The organism is Nocardia vinacea NBRC 16497 (assembly GCF_000308835.1).
Taxonomy (GTDB): Bacteria; Actinomycetota; Actinomycetes; order Mycobacteriales; family Mycobacteriaceae; genus Nocardia; species Nocardia vinacea.
In genome coordinates, this window is record NZ_BAGN01000424.1 from 43,259 (window position 1) to 59,556 (window position 16,298).

Sequence of the window (16,298 nt, forward strand, 5' to 3'; positions counted from 1 at the left end):
GGTGTGGTCTCGGACATCGCTCGTTCTCCGGGGTTTCTCGGTCAACGCACGGTGTTGCGCTGCGTGCCGAGGTCGAGCACGCCATCGTCGGTGCGGATGGACGCCGTGACGATGTCTCCGGGCGCGAGGTAGGCGGGGTTGCGGGACTGCATCCGTATGAACAGGTCCCACTTCTTTGCCTCGGGCAGCAGTCCGGCGAGGCGCTGCACGATCGGCTTGGGCGCGTGGATGGCCACCCCGCCGGGGGTGCCGGTGAGCAACAAGTCACCCACCGCGAAGTCCTCCAGCAGAGAGAACTCCGTGAGAGTTTCCGCGGGTGTGAAGACCATGTCGCCGGCCAGCGCCATCTGCCGGGGCTCGCCGTTGACCGCGAGGCTGAGCCGCAGGTCCTTCCACCTGTGCACCTCGCCGGGGTCCGGCACGCAGAGGTAGGGACCGACCGGGCAGAAGGTGCGGTAGCTCTTGCCCTTGTAGTACTGCCCCTGGGACAGCTGAACATCCCGGGCGCTGACGTCGTTTCCGACGACGAAAGCCCCGACGTAGTCCTCGAGGTTCGCCGCGGACACGGTTACGGGGCCGGCGATCGCCTTGCCGATGACGATCCCCAGTTCGATCTCGTAGTCCAGCAGCCGTACGTGTGGCGGAGTGACGATGTCGTCGTGCGCACCGGTAAGCGATCCCGTGGACTTGGTGAAAAACAGGTTGAACGGTTGGTCGGGGTCCATTCCGGTCTCGGCCATGTGCGCTCGGTAGTTCGTGCCCTGGCAGTTGACCTTCGCTCCGGGCAGTGGGTTGAGCGCAGTGACGCTCGCCATCTCGATGCCGGGATCACCGGATTCCGTCAGCAGGCGTCGAGCTACCGCGGCGCCTTCCTGAAGCACCTCGGTGGGGGTCGGGTACTCGCCGGGCAGCGGCAGTACTCGCTCACCACGAACGACGCCCCAACCAGTGGCGCCCGATTCGGTGGAGTAGCGGAGGAGGTTGATGCTCACCCCACCGAGTCAACCCGCGCCGGCTGGCCCCGCGCTTGGATCGCGCGCCAAATCGAAGCCGTCGATTTGGACTCTGATGCAATATCGATCGGCGGCACTTGGGTCGTGCTGGACATGCGGTCGTCCAATGTGCTGGCCGACCGGGTGTGCTCACCGCGGCCGACGTCCGCAGCCTGCACTTCCTGGTCGCGCACGGCCAACACTTCGTCGTTCGGCCGCACGCTGTTCGCCGAGAAATTGAATCCGCTGGACCGACTCGATCCGGCCTCGGTCCGCGCCCACGCGGAATTCATCGCCGATATTGTCGTCGCGGGGTTGCGCGCCCGGGCGCCTGCCCGACGCCTGACCCGGAAGACACCATCACCGAGACCGGAGTCCAAGCGTCGCAGAGTGTTTCGGGCAGAACCACGGTGTTCAGCTCGAACTCTCGGGTCCTACCCGCACCAAGACGACCCCGTGTGGCGGGATGTCGTGGGCGGTGATCGGGCCCGTTGTCGTTGTGGTCGTGTGTGCCCATGGATCGCGGACCCGGTATCGCTCTGACGGTGCGAGTCCCGTTGCCGCGGTGGTGGTTTCGATGGTGGCGGGACTATCGGTGTCGTTGAACAGTGCCACCCCGACGGAGCCGTCGCCGAGTGGTTTGACGATGATGCGATGGTCATCCGGCAAGGCGGCACCCTGCGCGTCCGTCGGGTCCTGGTCGATGGCTATGACCTCGCGATTGGTGAGGATGTCGCGGGTTTCGGCGGACATGGTCCGCACGTCGTTGCCGGCGATCAGTGGTGCGCCGAGCATGGCCCACAGCGTGAAGTGGGCGCGTTGTTCGGCGATGGTCAGACTGTCCTGTCGGCGGAGCAGGTCGAGCAACTGCGGGGAGATGCGGAAACCGGTACCGAGACGTGCGGCGTCCTCGGCGGACAACGCACCCTGTTTCGCCGCCATGGCGGGCATGCCGTCGGTGTGCGCGCCCAAGAACTCGGCCATGGTGATCCCGACGACCAGCATGTCCGGATCGCGACCCGTCTGACTTCCGTGCGCGATTGTCGTCGCGAATTCATCCATGACGCCGACGAATCCGCGGGTGTCGAAGTCGCCGATCTTCGTTGCCGGTAGATCATTGCGCCACAATGGGATCAGGTCGCCGGTGCTACGCGTCAGATCGGCGATCTGTGACCAGTCGTAGGTGGTGCCTGCGTCGGTGTCGTCGGAGCTGTTGGGGTTGATGCTGTAGACCACCGTGCGGCCGGTGGCGCGCAACGCGTCTCGCATCGCGGTGAATACCCTGACCTGTTCGTTGTGGTCGGCGTCGGCGCGGCACCAGTCGTACTTGAGGTAATCCACACCCCATGTGGCGAATTGGCGCGCGTCCTGGTCCTCATGGCCGAGGCCGGCTGTGGCGAGTGTCTGCCCGCAGGTCTGGTTGTAGGGACTGGAGTACAAACCCAGGGACATACCGCGGTCGTGGATGTAGTCGGCGAGTGCGGCCATGCCGCGCGGGAACTTGTCCGGATCGCCCTGTAGGTCGCCGTGCGAATCTCGCTGGGGTGCCGCCCAGCCGGCATCGAGATTGACATACCGGTAGCCGGCATCGCGCATACCGGAGGCGATCATGGCATCGACAGTTTCCCGGATCGTGTTCTCGTTCAATGGAATTCCGGAATTCCAGCTATTCCAGCCCATCGTCGGCGTGGGGACGGCGTCGGGCTCGGCCGGGGACGCGAGCGCCGGTGCCGCCGCCCCGGCCAGGACCGTAGCTGCAACAAATGCTGCGAAAGTCATTCGCCGCCGCATCACCGCTCCGATACTTCAATGGAAACCCGCTGGTAGATGCCCGCGGTACTGCTGACCATGACTGTCTCCTCTCGGGTCGTGGGTCACATGTGGACCGTCGGCGTCTCCGAATCGCTTTGTTCGAGAACACCGCGGCGGTACAGCAGAGCGGTGACGACCATGCCGGCGACGAGGATGGCGGCAGACCACCAGTAGGCGGTGGCGTAGCTGGTGAGCTGAGCGTTGGTGAGCACACCGGGATCGACGGGGCCGTGGGTTGCCAGGTAGTCGGTGGCTGCGCTGGTCGACATGGTGGTGAGGAACGCGGTTCCGATCGAGCCGCCCACCTGCTGTGCGGCATTCACGGTCGCGGACGCGGCACCGGAGTCGGCGGCCACGACTCCGAGGGTGGCGGCGCTCATGGCCGGCGCCACGATCAAGCCCAGACCGAAACCGGCGACGAACAGTGCGGGCAGCACGTGGGTGAGGAACGCGCTGCTCACGTCGAAGGTGGTCATCCACACGAGTGCGATCGCGACGATCGCCATACCGGGTGGCACGACGAGTTTGGGGGTGATCCGGGGGATCAGAACATTGTTGGCCACCATGGCGGCGATCATCAGACCCACGACCATCGGCATGAACGCCAGGCCGGTACGGATCGGTGTGTAGCCGAGATTGAGTTGCAGGTAGTAGGTGAAGTACAGGAAGATGCCGAACATCCCCGCGCCGCTGATGAAGATCGCGGCCAGCGAGGCGGCGCGGGTGCGGTCGGTCACGATTCGCAACGGCAGGACGGGGTGGTCGGTCTTGGTCTGCCACCACACGAAGCCTGCCAAAAGGACGGCGCTGGCCACCAGCAATCCCCAGGCCGACACGTCCGCCCAGCCGTCGGTCTGCGCGTTGGTACAGCCGTAGACGAGACTGAACAAACCTGTCGACACCAATGCGATGCCTGGCAAGTCGAGCCGTGCGGTGCGGTCGCGGCGGGTACGCGGGAGCATCACGACCGCGCCGACGGCGGCCACGAGCGCGAAGGCCAGGTTGACGAACAGCGTCCACCGCCAGGTCAATGTCTCGGTGAGCACACCGCCGAGCAGCAGCCCGATCGCGCTACCCGCACCCGACACCGCGCCGTACACGCTGAAAGCGGTCGCCCGTTCCTTCCCCTCACTGAAGATGGTCGTCAGCAGCGACAACGCGGCCGGAGCCAGCAGTGCAGCGAAGAGGCCCTGTCCGGCCCGGGCCGCGACCAGTATTTCGAAACTGGGTGCGGCACCACCGACCGCGGATGCGACGGCGAAGCCGATCAGGCCGACGAGAAATGTGGCTTTGCGGCCGAACAGGTCGGCGATGCGGCCGCCGAGCAGCAGCAAGCTGCCGAACGCGAGGGCATATGCGGTGACCACCCACTGGCGCTGACCGTCGGTGAAACCGAGGTCGTGCTGCGCCGATGGCAGCGCGATGTTCACGATGGTCGCGTCGAGGACCACCATCAGCTGGGCGAGAGCGATGACGATGAGTAGCAACCACCGCGTGCCGCTAGGGCTTCGGGATGAACCTTCGGGAAAGCTCGGGCCGTTTTTGGACAGCGTGATAGTCGTGTGCTCCGGCATTGGCCGTGCCTCTCGTATAGTACGAAGTTGTTCTATAAGAAGATTGGCAGAGGTGTGGGAGAAACGCAACCGTACTATTTGAAGTGTGGGGTGCGTCTCACCGCTGCGGCTCCGAGACGGTCCCTACCGAGGTGAACCGGATGTGGTCAATGAGAGCCGTAGTGCAACGCGGGTAGCGCGATGTCGTCAATGAACCGGATGAGGTAATCGGTGTCGGCGAAGGAACCGTCGAAGACCGGTCGCGTGACGAAGATGCCGAAGAAGAAGGGGGACAGCAACTCTGCGGCGGGGGGCCGGGTGGGCAATTCTCCGCGTTCTACCGCTCGGTCGATGAAGCGGGCGAGATCGGCGGTGTCGGGTTCGAGCAGGACGGTTCGGAGCGTGGCTGCCAAATCGGGATGAGTCAATACCGCGTGATTGAGGGCCGCGATCAGTGCGGTGTCCGGCTGTGCCCGCGGCACGAACCGTTCGGCCATGGCCACGAGGTCGCCCCGCAGGCTTCCGGTATCGATATCTTTTGCGTCGGTCGGCCCGGTGGCGCGCAGGGCCGCGGCGATCAGCTGTGGTTTGTTCGGCCACATCCGATACAGCGTCGCCTTGCTGCAATGTGCCCGCGCCGCAAGGGTATCCATCGACAGCGCCTCGTAGCCAACCTCGCGAAGCAGATCCAGCGCCGCGGTCAGCAACTCGTACTCGCGAGCAGGCGTCATGCGAGGCCGCCGAATGCGCGCGTTCTCGGTCAAGGCGGATCCTCCCTGGGAAGTACGGTTCAGTACTTACTATAGTGGTCCGCTTCGCTCGGGGGACGTGCGCCTCGTCCGAGCGGCATTCGGCGGAGCGTCACCGCTGCCGAGGGCGTGGCCTGCACGCCCTCGGCGGGATTACCTATACGACCGTTGGATCGACCTGCTGCTCAGATAAGCGGTGTGATGTGCTCAGGGACGCCGAGCAGGGCCTTGCCGTACGTTTCCATCGAGACGTGCGGCAGGGTCACCGCGTGCCGCGCGGCAACGTTGGAATCGCGCCAAATCCGCTGCATGGCATTGACTTCGGCGAACGATGCGGCGCCGTGTGCATCGAGCAGGATGTTCAGCGCCTCGTTGATACTGCGCAAGGTGATCGCGACATCACCGCGAATCCGGGCGCGGGCGATGAGCTCCGGGAACACTCCGGCGTCCGCGTGCGCCTGGATGTCATCGGCAGCACGGTAGGCGTGCAGGTGGGCGGTTTCGATCTTCATCGCGGCCTCGGCGACCAGCATCTGGAAGGCGACGGAGTCGGCTTGCCGGGTGATCGTGGTGTACGCCAGCGCCTTCTCCGCGGCTTTGGTGCGGACCAGCTCCAGGGCTGCACGGCCGAGACCCAGTTGCGGTCCCAGGACCGCGACGTTCATGAAGGAGGTCATGGCCGAGCGGTAGAGGGGCGCATCGGGATGTTCGGAGATGTACTCGCCCGTCATGATCGGAAGAAGGGACGAAACGTGAGTGTCGGGAACGAACACGTCTTCGGCGACGATCGTGTTGCTGCCCGTCGCGCGCATCCCCGCGACGTACCAGGTGTCCTCGACCTGGAAGTCCGCGCGGGGCATCGCGATCCCGACTTGGTCGAGCACCTGACCGTCGTCGTCGACCAGGAGTGCCCCGTTGGTAGCCCAGTCGGCGTGCAAGCTGGCCGAAGCGTAGGGCCAGCGGCCGTTGACCCGGTAGCCCCCGGCGACCTTGCGGACTGTGCCGGAAGGCGCCAGCACACCGGCGACGATCAGGTCGGGGCTCGCGGCGTACATCTCCTCGAAGGCGTTGCCCCCTTTGAGGGCGGCTATCCAGGCATTGGTGTTCGAAATCATGACAATCCATGCCGCGCCGCCGTCGGCTTCGGCGATCGCCGAGGTTACGTCCAGCAACGCGCGCGAGCTGGTCTCGAGGCCGCCCGCGCGACGCGGTGCCAGGATTCGAAACGCGCCGGCTTCCTTCAGCGCGGCGATCGTCTCCTCGGACACGCGGCGGGCCGAATCGCCGTCGGCCGCATTTTTCCGGATCAGCGGCGTCAACTCCTTGATACGCGCCAGCACATCCTCGATGGTCTCGGTCCGGTCATTCTCTACGGTGGTCATGCGTACTCCAAAATCACTGTGGGGGTCTAAAATTCGGCAGGATCACGCCGGATCGGCGGCAACAATGGGGTTTCGCAGTTCGCCGACACCGTCGATCCGGCTGATCAGGGTCTGGCCGGGCTCCAGGAAGCGCGGCGGATTCATCGCGCTGCCGATGCCGGCGGGTGTGCCGGTGAACAGCAGGTCACCGGGCAGCAGCGGGAGCAAGGCCGACAACCGTGAGATCAGCTGCGGCACTGGGAAGATCATGTCTTTGGTACTTGTCTTCTGCACTTCCTCTCCGTTGAGCGTGCAGGTCATGTGCAGGTCGTCGGGATCGGGCAGCTCGTCGGGGGTGACCAACCAGGGGCCGATCGGGCCGTAGCCGGGAAGAGATTTGCCGAGGCTGAATTGCGGTGCGGGACCTCGAAATTGGACGGAGCGCTCGGAGATGTCCTGGGCCACCGCGACCCCGGCGACATGCTCCCAGGCGCGGTCGGCCGAGACGTTGCGGGCACCGACACCGATCACGACCGCCAGCTCGATCTCCCAGTCGGCGGTTCCGTCGGTCGGTACGGGAATGCTGCTGTGGGCACCGGTCAGGCAGCTCGCGAACTTGGTGAACACGAGCGGGTCGCTCGGCAGGTCGAGACCGGACTCGGCGGCGTGCTGCCGGTAGTTCAGCCCGATGGCGAAGATCTGGGGTGGGCGTGGCACCGGAGGTCGCAGGAGCCCGGGGTCCAACGGCTCGGCGGCGGACAGATCGGCGCTGTGGGCCCACTCCCGGAACGCGGTCCAACGCTCGTAGACCGCCTGCGGCTCGGCGGTGAAGCGGCCACCGCTGGCGCGCTCGACGTCGACGGCTCCGGCTGCCGTCACGATGACCAGGCGATCACCGAGGTTACCGATCTTCATTGTCGCTCCTTGGATGAAAGATGTTGTGGTACTGCTGAATTCGATGTCTTTCAGGTGATGAGACGGCGATACCGTGAGCCGTGGAAAACGAGGGGGCGTGCGGTGGGATGTGCGTGGAGGCCGCGGATGGCGAGTACGACGATCGTGTGATCGCCTGCGCGGAACTCGTCGTGCAGGGCGCAGTCCAGCCAGGCTGTCGCGCCGGATAGCAGCACGGCGCCCTCGGCGGTGCACTCGTATTCCACGTCCGCGAACCGATCCGGGGAGCGCGACGCCAATTGCCGGCACATCGGCTCCTGCTCGTCACCGAGGATGCTGAGCCCGAGCCTCGGCGCATCGCGCAGCGACGCCCAGGTCTGGGAGCTGTTCATGATGCAGATCGACACCAGCGCTGGGTCCAGCGACACCGAGGTGAACGAGCTGACCACCATGCCCGCGGGTTGTTGGTTGCGCATTGCGCAGACTGCGATGACGCCACTGGGGAAACAGCCGAACGCCAGCCGCAATTGATCCGGGCCGCTGGGCGTAGTCAACGCTGACGGCGTGGCTTCGGTCCCGAAGCTGTTGCTCAGCCAATAACTCCGCGGGAACCTCGGGAGCCGAGTTCCTTCGGATGACGGGCCCGTGGTGTTGGGGAGGCGAGTGGTTTGCCTGCCGATTCGGGCCAGTTTCTTCCCGGCATCCATGTTCGCCTCCTTGTTGCGATCCGCCCTGAACAACGCACGGCACCGGTGCGATGTACCGGCTCTGCTGCTGCGGCGGATGGGTGAGTCGCGTCACATCGAGTGATCTGGCGGTAGCGTAACAATTTCATTGATTTGCTGTCAACGACTTGAAATCAACTTGTTTTTTCCCAGGTCACCCGGCAGTATCGGGCGGAGAGGTGTTCGGTGATGGAGGGCGCAATGACTAGCACGACCGATAAGAGCCGACTGACCTCGCGCGCCGCGCAGGCCGCCGAAACCCGGCAGCGCCTCGTCGATGCCGCGGTCGAGTTGTTCGCCGAGCGCAGTTATGACGAGGTGGCCGTGGCTGACATCTGCCGGGCCGCCGATGCCGCCCATGGGCTGGTGTTCCACTACTTCGGCACCAAGCGTGGCCTTTATTTGGAGGCGATACGGGACACGTCGAATCGCATCTTGCAGGCCCATGTGCTGCGTCCCGAAATATCGCCGGTCGAGCAGATTCGCAGCGCGTTCACCGCGCAGTTCAGGTTCTTGGCCGCACATCGGGGGCTTGCATTGCGCTTGGTGCTGGGTGGTCGGGGCGCTGATCCCGAGGCCTGGGAGGTGCTCGAGGCAGGCCGGTGGCAGACCATCGAGGCTTGGATCTCGCTGCTGGGGCTCGACCCGCAGAATCAGGCCTTACGCATGATGATCCGGTCGATTGTCGGCGCGATCGACGAGGCTGCCGTCTATTGGCTGCAGAACCATGAGCCGTTCGACGTCGACGCGGTGGTCGAATGCCTGATGGAACTGACTGTTGCGGCGCTGCGTTCGGCCGCCGCACTGGACCCCACTCTCGACGTGGAGTCTGCGCTTCGGCCGTTGCTCGACGAATTCTATGGATCCTGAAGTCCAGCAAGGATTTTCGCGGATAGCTCGTTGTGGGTGACTCCGGAGTGGCGGGGTGAGCTGCGCCGTCGAAATGGGTTACCCGGTTCGCGGCCGAATGACCCGTGCGGCGGCTTCTACCGCGCTTGCTCGGCGGTGCGCGCTCACCGCCGGGTTGTCGGTGAGCGCGGTCGGGTCGGGCCATTGTGCCCAGGAAAGTCCGATGCCGAAGAGCATGACGAGCAGCTCGAGCGGGTCCCACACCGGATCGACGAGGTTTCGCTGTTGGGCTTGCTCGATCGCGGCAAGGGTCTGTGCGGGGATCGGTTTTCCGGCAGCCTGAGGTTCGTCGAGAGTCAACCCTTCCAAGTGCGCCCAAGTGATCATGCGCAGGAAGTCGGGTCGCTGACGGGCGAGATCGTAGAGCTTACCGACGAATTCGGGGACCTCGTTGGGCTCGAGAGTGACTATCTGGAAGAACTCGGCGCCGTCTCGGGCCGCCACTTCCCGGAACAACGCGGCCTTGTCGCCGAAGTGGGCGTACAGGCGTTCCTTGCTGGCGTGGGCGGCGTGCGCGATGCGATCGATACGCGCACCGGCCAGACCGTACCGCGCGAACTCATCCCTGGCGGCGGTCATGATCGCCTCGCGCAATTCGGACGTGTTTCGCATCGGCTGAGCATAGGCTGAGAACAGTCAGAAGAACTAGTTCGTTTGTTAGCCTGGTCGCATCAGCTGTGTCGAGTCGCTTTCCAGGAGGATGGCCATGACGGGTGCGAGTGAAGTCGAGTCGGCGATCGCCGCTATGCCGCGAGGTGGGCCGAATGCGTCCTGGCTGGATCGGCGGATGCAGACCGATGTATTGGAGTACACCGACCGCTACGACATTCCGGACGAGCTCAAACAGAAGGTCATCAAGAGCCTGGACCGCGTGGGAACACTGGAAAAGGCGCATGAGAAGAGTGCGCGTGCGGCGCTGCGGGTGGTCTCGCATATACCCGCGCCGCGCATACTCGAGATCGGCGCCGGCCACGGGATGCTTTCCGCCAAGATCGTCGAATACCACCCACGGGCCGCCGTCACCGTGAGCGACCTGGACCCCACCTCGGTCGCCAACATCGCCGCCGGCGAATTGGGCGCACACCCGCGGGTGCGCACGCAAGTAGTCGATGCGACCGCGATAGATGCCCCCGACGACAGCTACGACCTTGTCGTTTTCGCTAGGGCGTTTCATCACTTGCCGCCGGTTGTGGCCTATAAGGCGATCGCCGAAGCCACTCGGGTGGGAAAGCGATTCCTGGTCATCGACCTCGATCGGCCGTCGCCGAGGAAACTTGCGCTGGCTCTGATTCTGACGCTCCCTCTGTGGGTCGCTGCTCTCCTCCCGTCGGTGCGCCCGCTGCTGCACGACGCGTTCATCAGCATGTTGCGTGCCTACAGCCACTCGGCATTGACGACACTCGGTCGGGCCGCCGACCCACGGATGCGCATCGAGTTCTTCCCCGCTCTGACGCGGTTCGGGCCGCCGTCGACAACCGTTTTGTTTTCGCGCCCGGACGTCACGCCGGATCAGTAACCCACTGCCGCGAGGCCGTGCGCGCCATCGAGGGGCGGCCCCGCGATGCGGCCGAGCGGGGCGGCCCCGCGCTGAATTCATGTGCAGATAGTGTTCTACCTGGTAGTTAATTCGGATACCGCGTAGCCGAATAGTCTCGGCAAAATAACGGCAACAATGTTACTGAAACCTGTTGACGTCTGTCGTGATAGCGGTCACACTGTATCCATTATGAGTGGACGAGCTACTGTCGAGGATCAGATCGATCCGGAATCCGCTCTTCGTGACCAGCGTGTCCACGGCAGCCCCGAGGGGGTGCTGGAGTCGCAGGATGCCGACGCGGTGAACGCCCGGGCGCGAGGCGCGCTGCGCACACGCGCCGCGCTGATCCAAGCAGGCCGTCAGGCATTGGGTAGCGGCCGGGCCGAGCGGCTCGGTATCGCCGATCTGGCACGTCACGCCGGTGTCGCGGCCGGATCCTTCTACAACCACTTCCGTGGCAAAGATGAATTGCTCGCCCTGGTTATCGCCGAGGTGGTCGAGGACCTTGCCCGGATCCTGGACAACGCTGCCGCGGGCATTGATGAGCCGGTCGAGCTCGTCCGGGCTCAGGTGCGGGCACTCGGTGCGCTCGGCGTCGCCGATCCCGACACCGCCGCGATTGTCCTCGCGACGCGATACCGAATTCTCGACAACCCCGACATCCGCTCACGCCTAGCGTCCGGCATTCGAGCCGGGCTATCGGCGGGGTGCTTCCACGTCCACGATGTGGGAGCCGCTCTGGATCTGACATGCGGGGTCGTTCTGGCGATCCTGCGAACTTCGCGGCGTGATCCGGCCGCTATGACAGCCGAGTGGATCGAGACCCTCGCCCAGCAGGTGCTCTTCACCCTGGGCCATCCGGTATGCGAGAGCATCCCGAGCGAAAGATAGATTGTTTTGACTCTGGCACCCAACGTGTCGATCGAACAGCGCAAAGATTCATCCGCGCTGCGGATCGTACGAGCAAATTTCTCCGATACCGTCGTATCAGGCTTACGCACCTGGGGACGGACGGTCGATCTCGCGATCGAGTCCGTCCGGGAGGGGCTGTTGGATCTGGTGCGTGGCCGATTCCAGTGGCGAGAGATGCTGCATCAAGCGTGGTACATGGTCACGGTCACGGCATTGCCCGCGATCCTGATGGCGGTTCCGTTCGGTGTGATCGTCTCGGTACAGATCGGCAACATGATCCGAGAATTGGGCGGTGACTCGCTGCTGGGGGCGGCGAGCGGGCTCGGAGTCATCAAGCAGGGCGCCCCGATCGCGACGGGACTGCTACTCGGCGGTGCCGGCGCCGCGGCGATCGCCGCTGACCTGGGCGCACGCACGATCCGCGAGGAAGTGGACGCGCTGCGGGTCATGGGCGTGAGTCCGGTCCGCCGCCTGGTGATTCCGCGCATTGCCGCGATGGTGCTGGTCGCACCGCTGTTGAACGTGCTGATCATCTTCACCGGTGTGGCCGCGGGTTACATCGTCGCGATCAGCGCGCAGGGCGTGACCTCGGGCAGCTATTGGGCGACTTTCGGTTCCTTCACCACGGTCACCGATGTGGGGATCTCGCTGCTGGAGGCGATCCTTTTCGGGTTCATCGTGGCGGTCATCGGCTGCCAGCGGGGGCTGGAGGCCAGGGGCGGGCCCCGCGGCGTGGCCGATGGCGTGAATGCCTCGGTGGTGCTGTCGGTGGTGTCGGTGCTTGTCGTCAATCTCGTTGTCAGTCAATTGGTTCAGATGTTCGTACCGACGAGGATGGCCTGATGACCGCGACGCCGTACGCGCCGAAAGGACTGCGCTGGGCGTATCGGGTGATCCGTCGGCGGCAACGGCTGCTGCTACCGATCGACTCGATCGGGTTCATGTTGTCGTTCTGCTGGCAGGTGCTGTCGGCGATCCCGTTGACGCTCAAGCACTATCGGACCCAAACCATTCGCGCCATCAGCGAAACGACGTGGGGGAGAGGCTCGCTGATCGTCGGCGGCGGCACGGTGCCGATGCTGATCGTGCTGGGTATGGTGCTCGGCGCGGCTGTGGGTATCCAGTCGTACGGCACGTTGAATATGATCGGGCTCGGCCCGCTGACCGGGATCGTCTCGTCGTTCGCGAGCACTCGGGAGCTGGCGCCGATCATCGCGGGTATCGGATTCGCGGCGCAGGCCGGGTGCCGGATGACCGCGGAGATCGGGTCGATGCGCATCTCCGAGGAGATCGACGCGATCGAATGTCTCGGTCTGCGGTCGATTCCGTTCGTGGTGACCACCCGGGTGATTGCCGGCGTGGTCGCGATCGTGCCCACCTTTCTGATCACACTGATCCTCAGCTATCTGTCCTGTGCATTGGTCGTCGTCGGCGTCCACGGCCAGGCATCGGGGGTCTACCAGCACTATTTCAGCCAATTCGTCAGTGGTCCCGATATTGCCGCTGCCGTGCTGAAGGTGATGGTTTTCGGAATCGCGGTGATCCTGATCCATTGCTATCAGGGGTTTTTCGCGACCGGTGGACCGGAAGGCGTCGGTATCGCCTCCGGACGTGCGGTGCGAGCCAGTTTCGTCGCGATCATCACTTTGGACATGCTGTTGAGCCTGGTCATCTGGGGTTTCAGCGCGACGATCACATTCACGGGGTAGCGAGAATGCCAACGTATGGGTTGCCAGGGGCGGCCACCACCGGGAAGTCCGCACGGCGGACGGGCGTGATCGCCCTCGCCGTTGTCGCGGTCGTGGCCGCGGTCTGGGCCGGGGCTCAGGCGGTGCGCGCGGATGATCGAATGCGGGTAACGCTGCGCACCGAGCAGATCGGCGACGGCATTGTCACCGGAGCGCGAGTGCGGCTGGACGGGGTGAATATCGGCGAAGTCACCGGCATCGAAAGTGCCGGGGCGGGGCAGCAGCAGATTACGCTGCGGTTGGATAAGTCCCAGCTCACCGGACTCACCGATGCACTCGTCCTCGACTATGCGCCGTCGAACCTGTTCGGCATCAGCGAGGTCGAGTTGCGCCGCGGCCAGGGCGGTGTCCCGTTACACGAGGGCGGGAATGTCGATCTCACCGGCGCGTCGGCGTCTCGGGTCTCGAATGCCACGATGGGCACACTGATCCGGTCGCTGGGGCAAACCACCGACCGGGTACTGACGCCACAACTGGCCGATGTGCTGACCGCTCTGGCCACCGATGCCAAGGCCTTCACCCCGATCTTGGAAGCCGTCGTGATGCTGAGCCGTGCGGTCGCCGAAACCCAGCGCTACGATCCGTCCTTTCTGATCGGGCAGTACGCCTCCACACTGCATGGAACGGCTGAATTCGCCGGTGCCACTGTCGATCTGCTCGACCACATCAACAACATCGAAGTCCTGCGCACCGACCAGCCGCTATTCGACTCCGGAGTCGATATGATCGCCAACAAGCTGTTCCCCGCGATCACGAACCTGGGTTACACCGGGCAGCGGCACTACACCGGCTACAGCGACATGCTGACACCGTTGCTGAACGTCACAGCCCAGATGGTGCCCACCCCACAGCGGTCGAGTGCGGAACTGCGAACCCTTTTGGAACGCATCGATAATTCGTTCGTCGCCACCCCCGAGGGCCCGGTTCTGCGACTCGAGCTCACCTTGCGTGGGTTTCCGGTGCTGGCCGCCCCACTGCTCGGCGCAGTGGGCAAGGGAGTCGTCGCGACGCCTGCACCGGGCGATCCCGCCGCGATTCCGGGAGGTACACGATGAAATCGACTGTCGGCGTCGTTTTGCGGCTCGTGGCTTTCGCGGCAGTGATGGCGGTGCTGTTGGCCACGGTGGTGGCGGCGATCCAGCGGCCGGTCTCCGGGAACACCGACTCGTTCCGCGTAATTTTCACCGACGCCAATGGTTTGAAGGCCGGCGACGATGTGCGGATGTACGGCGTGCAAGTCGGCAAGGTACTGACCATCGCGTTGGATCAGGGACGAGCCTCGGTAGGTGTGAGCGTGCAACGCGACCACCCGGTGTTCGAGACGAGCACCTTCGCGATCCGCTACCAGACGCTGACCGGCCAGCGGTATATCGACCTACGTCAACCCGCCGCGCCGGGGGAGAGACTGGCGGCAGGCGCGACCGTCGCGCCCGAGCACACGATCCCGTCCTTCGACATCACCACCCTGTTCAATGGGCTGCAACCGGTACTTCGGGAATTTTCGCCCAGTGCCCTCAACCAACTCGCCGAAAGCGTCCTCGCGTTGATCCAGGGCAACGGCACCGGCCTGGGACCGGCGCTGGACGCGGTGGAACAGCTGAGCCGCTATGCCGTCGATCGGCAGGTCGTGATCTCCACGCTGGTGCGCAACCTGCATGCCATCGACGACCGGGTCGGCGGTAAGTCGCCGTATCTGGAAACTCTGATCCAGGGGCTGACCGACCTGTTCACCGTGCTGGAGGACAAACTGAAAGGTCTTGTCGACTTCGCCCTTGCCGCACCGCCGGTGCTCGGCCCCATCGACGATATGCTCGCGACCCTCGGATTCACCCCCGACACCAATCCCGACCTCGAAAATGCCCTGCACGCCGCGTTTCCCGATCCGCAGGCGGCGACCGAAGTATTGGGCAAACTCCCCGGACTCCTGCAGGCGCTCGATGCGATGTTGCCTGCGGCCGGACCCGAAATGAACGGGACCTGTTCGAAAGGAAATGCGCCGGTGCCAGCGCAGCTGCGGGTATTCATCGGCGGTCAGAGGATCGAGCTATGCAACCGTTGATTTCAGGACTCCGCAAACGGATTCGCCTCGCCGGCGATCGCCCTGTCGCCGACGACCGATCGGTGCGCCGCCGCGAGCTGCGGCTGGGCCTGATCGGCGCGGCCGCGGTGGTGCTGGTACTGGCTGCCTGTGGCGTCCTGTACGCGATGCCACCGGGCCGGGCGGAATACGGCGCCGATATGACCGAGGCTGGAGCCATCCGCGCCGGTGAGGACATACGCATGGCGGGCATCACCGTCGGAACGGTCAAATCGCTGGAACTGCACGACGATCGGGTGCACATGACCTTCACGGTTGATTCCGATGTATTCGTCGGCGATCAGTCCACCCTCGACATCCGCATGCTCACCATCGCGGGCGGCCACTATGTGGCATTGACATCAGCGGGTTCGAAACCATTGCGCCAGAAAGTGATTGCGAAAGATCGGGTGCGCCTGCCATACACGCTCGGTCAGGCATTCCAGGACGCGGTGACCCCGATCCGCGATGTCGATGGTGAAACCCTGCGGCAGAATCTCGGCGAGCTGCAGACGGCACTCGTCCGGAGCCCGGACGGCCTGCGACAGCTGGGACGTGCGGTGGATTCCGTCGTCGATATCCTCGACAGACAGAATGCGGACGTCTCACGGGCACTGGCCGTTTCGCAGGAGTATTTGTCTGCGATCAGCGGCAACACCGCGCTGTACGGTCGACTCAATCGCGAACTCAACCTCACTACCGACATTCTCGTCGGCAAGCGGGCCGAGCTATACGCATCATTGGATCTGCTCGAACGGATGCTGTCGCGCCTCGCGGCGGCCGAACCGGCTTACGACAGCTCGCTGAAACCCATGCTCGACAAACTCGCCGAGGTGGTCCCCGAGCTGGAGAGGCTCACCGGCCGACTCGACCAAGTCGTGGCCACCGTCGAGCACCTGGGGCAGCAGCTGCAGCAGATCGCCGGTGGACCGAATGGTCCCGCCATAGACCGATCCGCGACAACTGTGCCCGCGCCCGCACTGTGCATTCCGGTGCCGGGGAGGTCTTGCTGATGCGCCGATTTCTTGC

At 64.6% G+C, this 16,298-nt stretch carries 16 protein-coding genes; 8 read left to right on the plus strand and 8 right to left on the minus strand.

The window, feature by feature from the left end:
* Nucleotides 1-41: 41 nt before the first annotated feature.
* The 7 genes from ON44_RS43830 to ON44_RS43865 all read right to left on the minus strand — a co-directional run bounded on the left by ON44_RS43830 (nt 42) and on the right by ON44_RS43865 (nt 7,915).
* Nucleotides 42-992, minus strand: coding sequence for a fumarylacetoacetate hydrolase family protein (locus tag ON44_RS43830; RefSeq protein WP_040701152.1), 951 nt, complete (start codon nt 990-992; stop codon nt 42-44).
* A gap of 414 nt (nt 993-1,406) precedes the next feature.
* A complete protein-coding gene (locus tag ON44_RS43840; protein ID WP_245567559.1) occupies nt 1,407-2,771 on the minus strand; it encodes a glycoside hydrolase family 27 protein in 1,365 nt (454 codons plus the stop codon).
* 95 nt (nt 2,772-2,866) lie between these two features.
* On the minus strand, nt 2,867-4,378 hold the full coding sequence (locus tag ON44_RS43845) for an MFS transporter (protein WP_040701157.1): 1,512 nt from the start codon (nt 4,376-4,378) through the stop codon (nt 2,867-2,869).
* A gap of 146 nt (nt 4,379-4,524) precedes the next feature.
* Nucleotides 4,525-5,121 carry a TetR/AcrR family transcriptional regulator gene (locus tag ON44_RS43850; protein WP_040701159.1) on the minus strand — a complete coding sequence of 199 codons (597 nt, stop codon included), beginning with the start codon at nt 5,119-5,121 and terminating at the stop codon, nt 4,525-4,527.
* 170 nt (nt 5,122-5,291) lie between these two features.
* On the minus strand, nt 5,292-6,488 hold the full coding sequence (locus ON44_RS43855) for an acyl-CoA dehydrogenase family protein (RefSeq protein WP_040701161.1): 1,197 nt from the start codon (nt 6,486-6,488) through the stop codon (nt 5,292-5,294).
* Nucleotides 6,489-6,530: 42 nt separating this feature from the next.
* Nucleotides 6,531-7,382: a fumarylacetoacetate hydrolase family protein gene (locus ON44_RS43860; protein ID WP_040701163.1), complete on the minus strand. Its 852-nt coding sequence runs from the start codon at nt 7,380-7,382 to the stop codon at nt 6,531-6,533.
* Between the two features lie 50 nt (nt 7,383-7,432).
* Nucleotides 7,433-7,915: a flavin reductase family protein gene (locus ON44_RS43865; RefSeq protein WP_040701164.1), complete on the minus strand. Its 483-nt coding sequence runs from the start codon at nt 7,913-7,915 to the stop codon at nt 7,433-7,435.
* 372 nt (nt 7,916-8,287) lie between these two features.
* Between ON44_RS43865 and ON44_RS43870 the strand changes: the two genes are divergently transcribed.
* The gene (locus ON44_RS43870; protein ID WP_040701166.1) at nt 8,288-8,956 is read left to right on the plus strand and encodes a TetR/AcrR family transcriptional regulator; all 669 of its coding nucleotides are present in this window, start codon (nt 8,288-8,290) and stop codon (nt 8,954-8,956) included.
* Nucleotides 8,957-9,034: 78 nt separating this feature from the next.
* On the opposite strand, the gene ON44_RS43875 is transcribed toward ON44_RS43870, so the two are convergent.
* Nucleotides 9,035-9,607 (minus strand): TetR/AcrR family transcriptional regulator, encoded by a 573-nt coding sequence (locus ON44_RS43875; RefSeq protein ID WP_040701167.1) that lies wholly within the window; start codon nt 9,605-9,607, stop codon nt 9,035-9,037.
* A 94-nt stretch (nt 9,608-9,701) separates the two neighbouring features.
* Here ON44_RS43875 and ON44_RS43880 point away from each other — a divergent pair, with 94 nt between their 5' ends.
* The 7 genes from ON44_RS43880 (at nt 9,702) to ON44_RS43910 (ending at nt 16,282) form a co-directional block, all read left to right on the plus strand.
* Entirely contained in the window at nt 9,702-10,511 is an 810-nt protein-coding gene (locus ON44_RS43880; protein WP_040701219.1) for a class I SAM-dependent methyltransferase, read from the plus strand.
* 210 nt (nt 10,512-10,721) lie between these two features.
* Nucleotides 10,722-11,423: a TetR/AcrR family transcriptional regulator gene (locus ON44_RS43885; RefSeq protein WP_040701169.1), complete on the plus strand. Its 702-nt coding sequence runs from the start codon at nt 10,722-10,724 to the stop codon at nt 11,421-11,423.
* Between the two features lie 6 nt (nt 11,424-11,429).
* Entirely contained in the window at nt 11,430-12,287 is an 858-nt protein-coding gene (locus ON44_RS43890; RefSeq protein WP_245567560.1) for an MlaE family ABC transporter permease, read from the plus strand.
* Nucleotides 12,287-13,153 carry an ABC transporter permease gene (locus tag ON44_RS43895; RefSeq protein ID WP_040701171.1) on the plus strand — a complete coding sequence of 289 codons (867 nt, stop codon included), beginning with the start codon at nt 12,287-12,289 and terminating at the stop codon, nt 13,151-13,153. Before ON44_RS43890 ends, ON44_RS43895 begins: the two co-directional genes overlap by 1 nt.
* A 5-nt stretch (nt 13,154-13,158) precedes the next feature.
* On the plus strand, nt 13,159-14,247 hold the full coding sequence (locus ON44_RS43900; protein WP_157187632.1) for an MlaD family protein: 1,089 nt from the start codon (nt 13,159-13,161) through the stop codon (nt 14,245-14,247).
* Nucleotides 14,244-15,251, plus strand: coding sequence for an MlaD family protein (locus tag ON44_RS43905; RefSeq protein ID WP_040701173.1), 1,008 nt, complete (start codon nt 14,244-14,246; stop codon nt 15,249-15,251). Before ON44_RS43900 ends, ON44_RS43905 begins: the two co-directional genes overlap by 4 nt.
* The gene (locus tag ON44_RS43910; protein WP_040701174.1) at nt 15,239-16,282 is read left to right on the plus strand and encodes an MlaD family protein; all 1,044 of its coding nucleotides are present in this window, start codon (nt 15,239-15,241) and stop codon (nt 16,280-16,282) included. Before ON44_RS43905 ends, ON44_RS43910 begins: the two co-directional genes overlap by 13 nt.
* Nucleotides 16,283-16,298: the final 16 nt, after the last annotated feature.

Coding starts and splice junctions, on each gene's coding strand:
- ON44_RS43840 (WP_245567559.1), bottom strand. CDS start 2,771: ATGACTTTCGCAGCATTTGTTGCAGCTACGGTCCTGGCCGGGGCGGCG.
- ON44_RS43860 (WP_040701163.1), bottom strand. CDS start 7,382: ATGAAGATCGGTAACCTCGGTGATCGCCTGGTCATCGTGACGGCAGCC.
- ON44_RS43855 (WP_040701161.1), bottom strand. CDS start 6,488: ATGACCACCGTAGAGAATGACCGGACCGAGACCATCGAGGATGTGCTG.
- ON44_RS43875 (WP_040701167.1), bottom strand. CDS start 9,607: ATGCGAAACACGTCCGAATTGCGCGAGGCGATCATGACCGCCGCCAGG.
- ON44_RS43845 (WP_040701157.1), bottom strand. CDS start 4,378: ATGCCGGAGCACACGACTATCACGCTGTCCAAAAACGGCCCGAGCTTT.
- ON44_RS43885 (WP_040701169.1), top strand. CDS start 10,722: ATGAGTGGACGAGCTACTGTCGAGGATCAGATCGATCCGGAATCCGCT.
- ON44_RS43900 (WP_157187632.1), top strand. CDS start 13,159: ATGCCAACGTATGGGTTGCCAGGGGCGGCCACCACCGGGAAGTCCGCA.
- ON44_RS43880 (WP_040701219.1), top strand. CDS start 9,702: ATGACGGGTGCGAGTGAAGTCGAGTCGGCGATCGCCGCTATGCCGCGA.
- ON44_RS43870 (WP_040701166.1), top strand. CDS start 8,288: ATGACTAGCACGACCGATAAGAGCCGACTGACCTCGCGCGCCGCGCAG.
- ON44_RS43905 (WP_040701173.1), top strand. CDS start 14,244: ATGAAATCGACTGTCGGCGTCGTTTTGCGGCTCGTGGCTTTCGCGGCA.
- ON44_RS43895 (WP_040701171.1), top strand. CDS start 12,287: ATGACCGCGACGCCGTACGCGCCGAAAGGACTGCGCTGGGCGTATCGG.
- ON44_RS43910 (WP_040701174.1), top strand. CDS start 15,239: ATGCAACCGTTGATTTCAGGACTCCGCAAACGGATTCGCCTCGCCGGC.